This is a genomic window from Xenorhabdus bovienii SS-2004, from assembly GCF_000027225.1.
Taxonomy (GTDB): domain Bacteria; phylum Pseudomonadota; class Gammaproteobacteria; order Enterobacterales; family Enterobacteriaceae; genus Xenorhabdus; species Xenorhabdus bovienii_C.
Genome location: NC_013892.1, coordinates 3,784,555 through 3,797,013 on the forward strand (window position 1 = coordinate 3,784,555; position 12,459 = coordinate 3,797,013).

10 protein-coding genes and 5 pseudogenes are annotated in these 12,459 nt (G+C 41.0%); 6 read left to right on the forward strand and 9 right to left on the reverse strand.

The features are described from left to right. Nucleotides 1-88 precede the first annotated feature (88 nt). Nucleotides 89-783, forward strand: a protein-coding gene (locus tag XBJ1_RS21040; RefSeq protein WP_143827612.1) for an IS1 family transposase whose coding sequence is annotated in 2 segments (ribosomal slippage) — nt 89-344 and nt 344-783 — 696 coding nt in all. Because the reading frame shifts where the segments join, the coding sequence is not laid out codon by codon here. A 180-nt stretch (nt 784-963) separates the two neighbouring features. Here the strand turns inward: XBJ1_RS21040 and XBJ1_RS22665 are convergent. The 7 genes and pseudogenes from XBJ1_RS22665 to XBJ1_RS16690 all read right to left on the reverse strand — a co-directional run. Next, a pseudogene (locus XBJ1_RS22665) lies at nt 964-1,092 on the reverse strand (RNA ligase family protein); the annotation flags it as partial. 282 nt (nt 1,093-1,374) lie between these two features. Beyond that, nucleotides 1,375-2,568: an amino acid aminotransferase gene (locus XBJ1_RS16665; protein WP_012990210.1), complete on the reverse strand. Its 1,194-nt coding sequence runs from the start codon at nt 2,566-2,568 to the stop codon at nt 1,375-1,377. Between the two features lie 122 nt (nt 2,569-2,690). Further along, the gene (gene alr, locus XBJ1_RS16670; RefSeq protein ID WP_012990211.1) at nt 2,691-3,770 is read right to left on the reverse strand and encodes an alanine racemase; all 1,080 of its coding nucleotides are present in this window, start codon (nt 3,768-3,770) and stop codon (nt 2,691-2,693) included. A 49-nt stretch (nt 3,771-3,819) separates the two neighbouring features. Continuing rightward, complete coding sequence (gene dnaB, locus XBJ1_RS16675) at nt 3,820-5,229, reverse strand: replicative DNA helicase (protein ID WP_038187337.1); 1,410 nt, start codon at nt 5,227-5,229, stop codon at nt 3,820-3,822. A 286-nt stretch (nt 5,230-5,515) separates the two neighbouring features. Further along, nucleotides 5,516-5,977 (reverse strand): annotated as a pseudogene (locus XBJ1_RS16680) (phage major capsid protein); the annotation flags it as partial. A 235-nt stretch (nt 5,978-6,212) separates the two neighbouring features. Further along, nucleotides 6,213-6,608, reverse strand: coding sequence for a DUF1240 domain-containing protein (locus XBJ1_RS16685; protein WP_012990214.1), 396 nt, complete (start codon nt 6,606-6,608; stop codon nt 6,213-6,215). Continuing rightward, complete coding sequence (locus XBJ1_RS16690) at nt 6,605-7,570, reverse strand: membrane protein (RefSeq protein WP_012990215.1); 966 nt, start codon at nt 7,568-7,570, stop codon at nt 6,605-6,607. The genes XBJ1_RS16685 and XBJ1_RS16690 overlap by 4 nt, the downstream gene beginning before the upstream one ends. Before the next feature lie 233 nt (nt 7,571-7,803). Here XBJ1_RS16690 and XBJ1_RS22670 point away from each other — a divergent pair. After that, nucleotides 7,804-7,914, forward strand: a pseudogene (locus XBJ1_RS22670) (IS30 family transposase); the annotation flags it as partial. A 242-nt stretch (nt 7,915-8,156) separates the two neighbouring features. Here XBJ1_RS22670 and XBJ1_RS16695 read toward each other — a convergent pair. Further along, the gene (locus XBJ1_RS16695; RefSeq protein ID WP_012988237.1) at nt 8,157-9,140 is read right to left on the reverse strand and encodes an IS30 family transposase; all 984 of its coding nucleotides are present in this window, start codon (nt 9,138-9,140) and stop codon (nt 8,157-8,159) included. A 255-nt stretch (nt 9,141-9,395) separates the two neighbouring features. On the opposite strand from XBJ1_RS16695, the gene XBJ1_RS16700 reads away from it, so the two are divergent. Continuing rightward, the gene (locus tag XBJ1_RS16700; protein ID WP_012990218.1) at nt 9,396-9,929 is read left to right on the forward strand and encodes a tetratricopeptide repeat protein; all 534 of its coding nucleotides are present in this window, start codon (nt 9,396-9,398) and stop codon (nt 9,927-9,929) included. Between the two features lie 156 nt (nt 9,930-10,085). Further along, nucleotides 10,086-10,187 (forward strand): annotated as a pseudogene (locus XBJ1_RS22785) (IS1 family transposase); the annotation flags it as partial. Nucleotides 10,188-10,220: 33 nt separating this feature from the next. Here XBJ1_RS22785 and XBJ1_RS21045 read toward each other — a convergent pair. Continuing rightward, a protein-coding gene (locus XBJ1_RS21045; protein WP_143827612.1) for an IS1 family transposase occupies nt 10,221-10,915 on the reverse strand; the annotation gives its coding sequence in 2 pieces (ribosomal slippage) (nt 10,221-10,660 and nt 10,660-10,915; 696 coding nt in all). A 67-nt stretch (nt 10,916-10,982) separates the two neighbouring features. Here XBJ1_RS21045 and XBJ1_RS16710 point away from each other — a divergent pair. Together XBJ1_RS16710 and XBJ1_RS16715 are read left to right on the forward strand one after the other, a co-directional pair. Continuing rightward, nucleotides 10,983-11,242, forward strand: a pseudogene (locus tag XBJ1_RS16710) (IS1-like element transposase); the annotation flags it as partial. 221 nt (nt 11,243-11,463) lie between these two features. Beyond that, nucleotides 11,464-12,447, forward strand: a complete 984-nt coding sequence (locus XBJ1_RS16715; RefSeq protein WP_012990220.1) for a quinone oxidoreductase — start codon at nt 11,464-11,466, stop codon at nt 12,445-12,447. The last annotated feature ends 12 nt before the right edge of the window (nt 12,448-12,459 follow it).

The following is a 12,459-nucleotide window of genomic DNA, read 5'->3' on the forward strand; positions in this document are numbered from 1 at the left end:
TTTATTTAACGTCAGCTCTGCTTAAGAACCGGTCATGTATTAAATGGTTAGTTGCTGTGATATGCTTCCGGCTTTTTAAGGATGAAGTATGGCCAAAGTTGATGTCTATTGCCGTTATTGCCACAAATCAGAACAGGTCAAAGGACATGGGAAAGGAAATGGCGGACATCCTCGTTATCGCTGTTATAGCTGCTGTAAGGTCTTTCAGTTGGCGTATACCTATCAGGCCTGCAAACCCGGCGTTAAAGAACAGATTGTCGATATCGCGATGAATAACGGGGGAATTCGTGACACCGCTCGGATCCTGAAAGTCGCCACCGCCACCGTCATGAAAACATTAAAAACCTCAGACCCCGAAACGTAACGACACTTCCCCTTGCGGAATGTGGCATCCAGATTGTCTGTGAAATCGACGAGCAATGGTCGTTTGTCGGCAATAAGAAAAACCAACGCTGGCTTTGGTATGCTTGGGAACCCCGCCTGAAGCGAATAGTGGCTCATGTTTTTGGCGATCGCAGTCGAAAAACGTTAGACAAGCTGCTTACCCTCTTATCTTCCTTTACTATTCGGTTTTACTGCACGGATGACTATGTTGTTTATGACCCACTTCCCGAGGAAGAGCACTTGACTGGAAAGGCGTTTACTCAGCGTATAGAGAGAACGAATTTAACGCATCGTACCCGAATCAAAAGGCTGAATAGAAAAACCATTGGGTATTCAAAATCGGAAGAAATGCACGATAAAGTGATAGGAACCTTTATTGAACGTGAACATTATTTTTAATACCTAATCTAATCATTTAATACATGACCTAAGAACCGCTATTTCAGAATCACGTAAATTCAGACTCGGCTTTTTACCAAAATCCGCTGTAAACCCTCGATAGGGCGGGAAGCAGTCATAGAGTAACAGTCGGATATATCAACCTATGGAAGATTTCCCAATGATGAAAAAATTTGTAATCGTATGAATGAGGTGCTTAATTTTCTGTACATCTTGCCACCAGCCATGATTAATACGATCATCACTGGTCGTGCCTGGTGAGAACGGATAATGAAACGTTCTACCATACTTTCTTGATTGCATATCCATAATGCTTTGACTCTTTTAAAAAATTATCCTAATAAAAGCGTATTTATACCTTTACAGATTAATGTTCATCTTAAAATCGATGAAAGAGCTCAAAAATTGGTATTACATTTTCTTTATTCCTGATTTTAATCTTTTAATATGTGGAATATTAATACTGTTATTGTTTTAATGATTTATTTTTTAGAAAAATTAATTCTGTATGGTAACAAAAACCCCCTGCCTAATACTACAACAAGGGATTATAGTTATATATTCAATATATATTCAAGGGAATAAAAATTATCAACTAACCGCCGCAAACGCCTCAGCAATTTTCTGTACGTTTTGGTGATTCACACCCGCCATACAAATACGACCAGAGATTACCAGATAGACGCCAAATTCTTCACGCAAGCGATCAACCTGTTCCTGACTGAATCCGGTATAACTGAACATACCACGCTGTTTCAACAAGTGATCAAAATTTTTCTCTGGCAGCGCACTTTTCAGAGCATTAACCAAAACAGTTCGCATTTCCTTAATACGCAAACGCATCTGCTCAACTTCTTTCAACCACAGGGCTTTTAATTCAGGATCGCTCAATACCCTGGCAACTACCTGCGCACCAAAATTAGGTGGGCTGGAATAAATACGGCGCACACTGGCTTTCAATTGCCCTAAGACACATTCACCTGCTTTTGCATCATCACAAACGACTGACAATCCACCAACGCGCTCACCATACAGGGAGAAAATTTTTGAGAATGAATTACAGACCAGACATGGCAGTTCCGCATTCGCCATCGCACGGATAGCGTAAGCATCTTCTTCTACACCATCCGCAAATCCCTGATAGGCAATATCAAGGAATGGAATCAACTCTCGCTCTTTTGCAACCTGAACCACTTGATCCCACTGGTCATTGGTTAAATCAGAACCGGTTGGATTATGACAGCAAGGATGCATCAAAATAATACTTTTTGCCGGCAGTTGGTTGAATGTTGCCAACATTTTATCGAATTTTACCCCTTTAGTTTTATCATCAAAATAAGGGTAATAATTCACGTTGATCCCTGCTCCAGCAAAAATCGATGCATGGTTTTCCCATGTCGGATCACAGCACCACACTTCAGAATCAGGGAAATAACGGTGTAAAAAGTCAGCGCCGACCTTTAACGCACCAGAGCCCCCAACGGTTTGGATCGTTGCAATGCGCTTCTGCCCTAATAAAGGATGATCTTTGCCAAACAACAATTCCTGAATTGCCGATCGATAGGCAAGCAATCCTTCCATCGGGAGATAAAGAGAAGCAGACTGCGGCAAAGCACTCATTTGTTCTTCTGCGGTTGCAACAGCCTGCAATTGGGGTGTTATACCCTGTTCATCGTAATACAGGCCGATGCTCAGGTTGATTTTTTCTGCACGGGGATCTTTTTTAAAGGCTTCCATCAACGAAAGAATAGGATCACCTGCATAAGCATCAATATTCTGGAACACTGCGTATACTCCCTGTTACTGGGTTATATATACCCTTTATCTGTCCGATTGCAGCTTTGTCGGCTGCAACGAGAAATCTATTGGGTATAAGGACACTGTAACAGACAATATAATTTAACGGGTTATTCGTCTAGATATTCCATCACAACACGTGAAGTCAATTTTGTGATCAGTTCATAAGCACTGATACCGGTGTGTTCCGCAATTTTTTCAACAGGCAGGATATTCCCCCAAAGGGTAACTTCATCCCCGACTTTGTCATAACATTCTGGCCCCAAATCGACGGTAATCATATCCATTGAGACCCGACCAACCAAAGGAACCTTGCGCCCATTAATCAATACAGGCGTACCCGATGGCGCACTACGCGGATAACCATCACCATATCCCACTGCCACAACACCAAGAGTTGTATCTCGTTCACTGATCCAAGTGCCACCGTAACCAACCGATTCGTCTGACTTATGTTTACGCACGGCAATTAAGCTGGATTTCAATGTCATCGCAGGGATCAAGTTGAAGTCAGCAGCAGTTTTATCTGCTATCGGCGATGCACCGTACATCATAATACCCGGACGAACCCAATCCAGATGTGCCTGTGGCCACAATAAAATGCCACCCGATGCAGCGATGGATTTTTCACCCGATTTATCTGCGATAAATGCCATAAAGCGATCAATTTGCTGGGGGGTTGTATCCACCGTCAGCTCATCTGCACGGCTAAAATGGCTGACGATATTAACCGGCTGCTCAACGTTATGGCAGCAACTCAAGCGTTGATAAAATTCTTCCGCTTCATCAATACGAACGCCCAGACGGTGCATTCCCGTATCCAGTTTCATCCACACTTTAATGGGATGGGATAAGTTCGCCTGTTCCAGTGCTTCTAGCTGTTCAATGCTGTGGACTACGGTTTCTATATGGTTGACGACCAGAACGGGCAAATCTGCCGCTTCAAAAAAACCTTCCAGTAATAGGATAGGCTTGACGATCCCACCATTACGCAGGGCCAGTGCTTCTCCAATGCGAGCGACACCGAAACTATCAGCATCTTCCATTGTGTACGCTACTTCTAAAAAACCATGTCCATAGGCGTTTGCTTTCACCACTGCAACCAGTTTGCTGTCAGGAGCTTTTACTCTGACCTGTTGCAGATTGTGTCGCAGAGCGCGGCGGTCAATAACAGCAGTTGCCGCTTTCATTTTGTCCCCTCGTTACTATTTTCCGGTCAGTTGGTTTTGGTAAGTACGATTATTCGTCGCTATAGCTTGGTCCTACGTAATTATCGAACCGTGACCATTGGCCGTTAAACGTCAGCCTTATCCTACCAATAGGGCCGTTACGCTGCTTACCAAGGATGATCTCTGCCACACCTTTCAGTTCGCTGTTATCGTGATAAACCTCGTCACGATAGATAAACATGATCAAGTCGGCATCCTGCTCGATAGAGCCGGATTCACGCAGGTCTGAGTTAACCGGACGTTTATCAGCACGTTGCTCCAAGCCGCGGTTAAGCTGAGAGAGTGCCACAACTGGCACTTGAAGCTCTTTTGCCAAGGCTTTCAGGGAGCGGGATATTTCCGCAATTTCCAGTGTACGGTTGTCAGATAGGGAAGGAACCCGCATCAATTGCAGGTAGTCGATCATAATCAAGCTGAGTCCGCCATGTTCGCGGAAAACCCGTCGGGCACGGGAACGTACTTCGGTAGGGGTTAAACCCGATGAGTCATCAATATACATATTACGTTTTTCCAGCAAGATCCCCATAGTGCTGGAAATACGTGCCCAATCTTCATCGTCAAGCTGACCCGTACGAATACGTGTTTGATCCACACGAGAAAGCGATGCCAGCATACGCATCATAATCTGGTTGCCGGGCATCTCAAGACTGAAAATAAGTACCGGTTTATCCTGCATCATCGCCGCGTTTTCGCACAAGTTCATGGCGAAAGTTGTTTTCCCCATTGAAGGACGCGCAGCGACGATAATCAGGTCAGATTTCTGTAACCCGGCAGTTTTTTTATCAAGATCTTGATATCCCGTAGAGACCCCCGTTACTCCATCATGTGGACGCTGATAGAGTTGTTCAATGCGTTCGACGGTTTCTTCAAGGATCTGTTCAATGCCTTTCGGGCCTTCATCTTTGTTTGCCCGATTTTCTGCGATCTGGAATACCCGTGATTCAGCCAGATCTAATAAATCTTCACTGGTTCGTCCTTGTGGATCATAACCCGCATCCGCAATTTCATGGGCAACCGCAATCATATCTCGGACAACAGCGCGTTCCCGAACGATATCAGCATAAGCGTTAATGTTCGCTGCACTTGGGGTATTTTTTGATAACTCTGCCAAATAGGCGAACCCGCCAACGCTATCAAGTTCCCCATTCTGCTCAAGCGATTCCGATAAGGTGATCAAGTCGATAGGTTGACCCCTTTCGAGCAGACGCTGCATTTCAGCAAAAATGCGCCGATGTGGGCGGCTGAAAAAATCATTGCTGGAAACTCGCTCGGAAACATTGTCCCAGCGTTCATTATCCAGCATCAAACCGCCCAACACGGATTGCTCTGCTTCCAAAGAGTGTGGTGGAAGCTTCAGCCCTTCCACTTGGCGATCTTTTGGTCCAGCCATACTGTTGTTAGTTGGTTTTTTTCCAGCCATGTATACCGCATTAATCCACTAAACAAGAACGAAATAGCGCATCAGTATACGCCATGAAAACAACCTTGAGTAATTATAGATAGTCTGCACTTATAGCTAAGACATAATCACTTGATATTAAATAAATAAATTTTATTTCTTAACTGAATTTTCCTTACTTATTTATATAATTGTTTATACATAAAACACTGAACGAACCTATAAACAAAGCATAAGATAAAAACAATACAAAAGAAAAGAAAGAATGAGAGTGAATGTGTGATCAATAAAACATGGTCAGTACGCTATCCACATCGCTAAAATCGATAATTTCTTGGGTGGTTTTGGGATAGGCATAAATAGGAAATAGTTTGATGCTGACTTCTTCCATTTTCGATGTAGCAGTTTCACTGCGTGACTTGCCTTCTTCCCCGTGTACCACGGCTGCGCCACCGACCGAAACAAGCTGTTTATATTCATTGCTGCGGGTGGTTTTCACCGTACAAATCCGGCGCATGACCGACTCATCAGCCAGTTGCTGCATGATCTGCTTATTCAGTTCAGGGATAACGGTATAGCCGCCCTCTGAGGGAACGCCCGTAGACAAGGTGCGGGTTTCTCCGGTCAGAATATAGTGGCGCAGTTCGTCGAACTGTTTGGCTTCATCGGCAGTCAATGAGTGCTTTTCGTCTTCGGCTTTGGTGAGCAACGAACGCATTTGTTCGGTAAAGGTTGCTTTTTGCTGGCGTAATTCGAGCAGTGTTTTCATAAAAGGGTTTCCGTAACAATGATGTTAAGACGTGAAACCAGCGCTGAGAGGGGCAGGCCGAATAATCTTTTTCTGCGTCTCGCAGGCTACTTCTCGCAGCTTGATTAAACGGCCTGATGGCGGCTCACGCCTGAGTGCCACCTCTTAATATATCTATGAAAAATATAATAAAAAGACCTCAGCATAGGAGGTCTAAACTTGCGGAAACATGAGGACGGGATATTTACAAAAGTTTTCACTTACATAACTTAATGTCTTTAACATAAGTCGTAGGTGACATCCATGAAATTTTATCACATGTCAGATAACCATCACTTTTTAACTTATAGTTAACATAAAAAGAGACAGGTAAGCTGATGATAAATGATAAAATTGCCAGCCAAACCATAAAGTTAATAATCACTTTATTAAATTTAGGTTGCCTATTAAAAATAAAGAAAAAAATAGAGCATAATAACGCGTAAAATAATAGAGGTGAAGACATGACACCAATAACAACAGTGCCAGAAAATGTTATTTCATCTTTCATTAATATTAATGAAACAGCATCGCCAATAACAAAAATAACCGTAAATATTACTAACAATAATAATATTAGAACACCTAATAATTGAAAGTATTTACTATTCATCTAAACCTTCCTAATCCATTAAAAAAATGCTGTAAATCCGCTTCCGGTGTTCTTGGTTTTCTTTTCATTTCTTCTTTCAAAAGTGCTATTAATTTTTCACTTATCCCATATTTCTTATCAAGAGTATCTAAAATATAAGCCGCTAGAACTCCAACAGCTAAAACTATCAGAGCAACAGCAATAATACTTCCACCTAAAAATGCAGTGGCAGTTAAAAGTGATCCTATAACCCAGGAGGAAGCAGCAATAATAGCGGTTTTAGCCATATCCATTGTTATGTTTCCGATAAAATCGGCTAAAGTATATTCATCCTTGAAAATACTTTCTATCAATCTATAGCCAATCGAAAAGACAATACAGAATCTAACACCTTTGATGATACTAGCATTAAGCCCCTGCTGCCCTATTCCCATTCCAAGCATTTGGGGATTTTTGGCACGATAGCGTGTCCCCATGATACGACTCCTAAGACCTGCATGCCCTGATATGTGAATATACTTTTCCCCATTTTTTCCTACATGTTCTGTAGCTTTAATGCCCAAGCTCTTAAACTCTCTGCAAACTTCAGAAAACCCATGCGTATCATAGATATTTCCCGCATAAGTGGAAATAGGATCAGTGACAGAAAATATATGTGCCATAGGATTTTTTATCTTGTTGCCGGAGTCCGTACCTCTTGAAAATGCTTCTTCATAACTTAGATGTTTTTCGTTCATACCTCTTGCAAATGCATATCCATAACTTGGACTTTGTGGACGGCGGGAGCTGATATCCTCAATAATGCTTTGAGCTTCTGATAATGTGAGAACAAAGTGATATTGGGTATTATCTCTCAATACTTTTTCTAGCCCAATAGCATCAAAAAATTCATGCTGGGGTTTTAGCTGATTAATTCCTACATTACCCCTTAAAACATCCCCCATATAACCATCCCAAGTGGGGTTATATTTCTTATGTGTCATTCCTTAATTCTCCATAGCACTCAATATCAAATTAATAATTGATTGACTTGTGTCAAGATTCCCGATGTAGCATCAATTAAGCAGGATATAACAACAATGCTTACCCATTCCAGCATGGAAAAGATACACCTTTAAATTTGTGATGAATCTCTATTCTTAAGCAAAATCAGACAATTACTTAATTTTAATTTCAGTCACACCATAATAAAAAAATTATGCACTACTTGGAGGTGTCAGAGCGGGAGATTAATCTTGTGGCAAACCGATTAAATAATCGTCCTCGTAAAATACGAGATTACAAAACACCGAATGAGTTATTTAAAGGAATACCCTCTCATTTACTTCGTCCATTACGGTGTTGCGCTTACTATGTGAATCTAAGCAAGTTATTTATTATTTGTCGCGATAATTTCACCGAGAAACTCATGAGATAGAAATTTTTTGTGGTGTTACTTTTTTATTTCTTAATAAACACAAGCGAAATTACGAAAATTTTCATGTTAAATCACCTTTATTTTTTACTCTCTATATAAATACATGGGTTTTCGCCGAGTTACGGAATTGATATGTTTCTTGGATTCACATATTAAGCGCAACACCGTAATGGACGAAGTAAATGAGAGGGTATTCCTTTAAATAACTCATTCGGTGTTTTGTAATCTCGTGTTTTACGAGGACGATTATTTAATCGGTTTGCCACAAGGTTAATCTCCCGCTCTGACACCTTATTAAAATCAGTTCCTTTTGGGAAGTAATCTCTGATTAATCCATTCGTGTTCTCATTTATCCCTCTTTCCCAGGGGGAATACGGGTGAGCAAAATAAATTTTTGTCTCTAAATTTTTACTGATCAGTTCGTGTTCGGCAAATTCGAGGCCGTTATCAAAGGTCATTGTTTTAATTTTATGTTTTATCAGTGATAAATGTCTTGTTGCCGCTTTTGCGACCCCTTCTGCTGTTTTATTTTCAAGTTTAATTATAATAGTAAATAACGATTTTCGTTCAACTAATGTCAATAATGCACTTTTATGATTTTTACCCACGATAGTATCTCCTTCCCAATCACCAATACGCTGCTTTTTATCAACAAGTTTGGGGCGCTTATCAATACTGACTCTGTTTTTAATTTTTCCTCTGCGCTCATAACTTCCATAGCGTTTACGATACGGTTTTTTCGCAATCCTAAGATGTTGCCATAAATTACCATCATTAAGTTTATCCTTATAAATCAATCGATAAACTGTTTCATGATGCAAAGATATTATATTTTCCCTTTTGAGATAACCGACTGTTTGTTCAGGACTTAAATCTTGCCAAATTAACTGTTTGATCCACATTTCTATCTCTGGTTTCACTTTTACTGCTTTTGTAGCACACTGTCGGCGCGCTACGGCCTTAAGCTGAGCTTGTTCAGGCGTATATTTCTTTGCCTCCCGATTTCGTCTCAATTCCCGGCTAATCGTTGATGGGTTTCGATTGAGTGACTTTGAAATCTCCCGTTGTGAAAAACCGGCTTCTTTCAGGCTGAAAATCTGATATCTTTCTGTTTCGGTCAGTTGTTTATAGGCCATAGCGCATTTTCCTTTGGCAAGAAAGATGCCTACTATAGCAACTGACCGCCTTTCTTAGAAATTGCACTTATTATGCGAATCCAAGTTTTATCATTAATTATCAATACGTTAATTAATCCCGTACAATCCCATAATTTTTCTAAATTACTTTTTATTACTTGAAACTCAATACATTAATGCCTACCAAAAAATCGCCTTTTTGAGTATCATGACCTAACTGAACCACGATTTGCATTTTTAATAATAAGAATGATTATGAAAAAAAAATCCCAAACATTATTTGCTGTATTTTTGTTAAGCATCACTACTGCTTGTTATTCAGAGAGTAACGGGAGTGAACATTTTAATGTTAAAACAACACAGGTGGATGAAAAAACTCATATTGAAATAATACATGCATTGGCCAATAGTGGGCATATAGGAGCTCAGTATGAATTAGGTACAATGTATTCTGAAGGGAAAGGAGTCAAGCAGGACTATATCAAAGCAAAAGATTGGTATGAAAAAGCCGCTTTACAGGGAGATATGAATTCTCAAGTTTCATTGGGCGTTATGTATTATTATGCTGAAGGAATACCTCAAGACTATATAAAAGCGAAAGAATGGCTTGAAAAAGCGGCGGCACAAGATAGCGCAGGTTCTCAGGCTATTTTGGGTATTATGTATTATGTAGGTGAGGGAGTACAAAAAGACGATGGAAAAGCAAAAGAATGGTTTAAAAAATCCTGCGATAACGGATATCAGGTAGGATGTGAATCTTTTGCAAAAATGAACATACATAGTAAATAGTTCAAAATATGTATTATTCTCCATAAATATCATTAATAAAAACTCATCACGGTAAAATGATGAGTTTTTTAATATTACATTATTAGCACTCAAAAATAGGGTCATGACTTCAAAGCGTTAATTTGATATTCCTGAACTTTTTAATGGGATATCATCATGACTGTTACGATAGAAGTGACTTGTCGATATTGCGACCAAGCAGAACCTGTACGCAAACACGGAACAGGTAAGGCTGGCTTCCCTCGCTACTATTGCAAAGGCTGGTCATGTATTAAATGATTAGATTAGGTATTAAAAATAATGTTCACGTTCAATAAAGGTTCCTATCACTTTATCGTGCATTTCTTCCGATTTTGAATACCCAATGGTTTTTCTATTCAGCCTTTTGATTCGGGTACGATGCGTTAAATTCGTTCTCTCTATACGCTGAGTAAACGCCTTTCCAGTCAAGTGCTCTTCCTCGGGAAGTGGGTCATAAACAACATAGTCATCCGTGCAGTAAAACCGAATAGTAAAGGAAGATAAGAGGGTAAGCAGCTTGTCTAACGTTTTTCGACTGCGATCGCCAAAAACATGAGCCACTATTCGCTTCAGGCGGGGTTCCCAAGCATACCAAAGCCAGCGTTGGTTTTTCTTATTGCCGACAAACGACCATTGCTCGTCGATTTCACAGACAATCTGGATGCCACATTCCGCAAGGGGAAGTGTCGTTACGTTTCGGGGTCTGAGGTTTTTAATGTTTTCATGACGGTGGCGGTGGCGACTTTCAGGATCCGAGCGGTGTCACGAATTCCCCCGTTATTCATCGCGATATCGACAATCTGTTCTTTAACGCCGGGTTTGCAGGCCTGATAGGTATACGCCAACTGAAAGACCTTACAGCAGCTATAACAGCGATAACGAGGATGTCCGCCATTTCCTTTCCCATGTCCTTTGACCTGTTCTGATTTGTGGCAATAACGGCAATAGACATCAACTTTGGCCATACTTCATCCTTAAAAAGCCGGAAGCATATCACAGCAACTAACCATTTAATACATGACCCCCAAAGGCTGCCAAAGAACCTTTCAACTCAACTATCGTTACAACGGTCATAAACCGGGTATGAAAGAAAAAATTGTGGATATGGCAATGAATGGCTCTGGCGTGAGAGACACAGGCCGTGTATTAGGTCTCGGTATCAATACAGTGATGCGGACATTAAAAAACTCTCGCCAAAACAAGTAACATCGCGACAGATCGCTTATGACGATGTCACACTTATCTGTGAATTGGATGAGCAGTGGTTTTTTATAGGCAATAAAAAACAACGTCCAAGAGGGGTCAAACGTCAATAAACACTATAACGAAATACAGTTGAATTATTAATTATTTGGTATTTATATAAAAATAATAATCATGGACAAACTTCAAAACACTAAGTAAATATAGATAGTCTGTAATGATTTCGAATACATCAACGCCGTTTGCAGCGACTTCATTTCAAACATGCGAAGCTTTTCCCAATATTTCTAAAATAATAAGAGGCTGATTCATGGTAAAACACATCGAGTTTTCCACGTCAGGCGACCCTGAGGTGATACAATATTGCGAATTTACCCCTACCGCCCCTGCTCCTGATGAAGTACAGGTTCAGAATAAAGCTATTGGGATTAATTATATTGATACCTATATGCGTAGTGGACTATATCCAACAGCAAATCTGCCCAGTGGCCTCGGAACCGAAGCCGCAGGTATTGTGACCAAGATTGGCTCTGGCGTGACATCCATTAAAGTCGGTGATCGTGTGGCTTATGCTCAAGCTACCCTTGGTGCTTACAGCGAAGTACATAATGTGCTTGAAAGCAAATTAGTTGTACTACCGGACGCAATCTCATTCGAACAGGCTGCTGCATCTCTTTTAAAAGGTTTAACCGTTTATTATCTGTTCTATAAAACACATAAAATTCAAGCGGGAGAAACTTTTCTGTTCCATGCAGCAGCGGGTGGTGTCGGATTAATTGCCTGCCAGTGGGCAAAAGCATTGAGCGCAAAATTGATCGGGACTGTTGGCTCCGATGAAAAAGCAGCCCTTGCCAAAGCATCGGGGGCATGGCAAACCATCAATTACAACCGTGAGAATATTGTCGAGCGCGTCACCGAAATCACTGGCGGAGAAAAAGTGGGGGTAGTCTATGATTCCGTCGGTAAGGCGACATGGCTCAATTCGCTGGATTGCCTGAAACGACAAGGTTTGATGGTCAGTTTCGGTAATGCTTCTGGACCAGTGACTGGGATAGATTTAGGCATTCTCAATCAGAAAGGTTCTCTGTTTGTCACCCGTCCTGCAATTAATGGTTATATCACTACCCGTGAAGAACTGAATGAAGCCAGCAAGGCGCTGTTTGATTTGATTGCCAGTGGCAAAATCAATGTCGATGTGGCAGAGAACCAGAAGTTTCCATTAAGTGAAGCTGCAAAGGCGCATCGCACACTAGAAAGCCGCGTCACCCACGGCTCCAGCCTTCTGATTCCTTAATTCCACCCACAA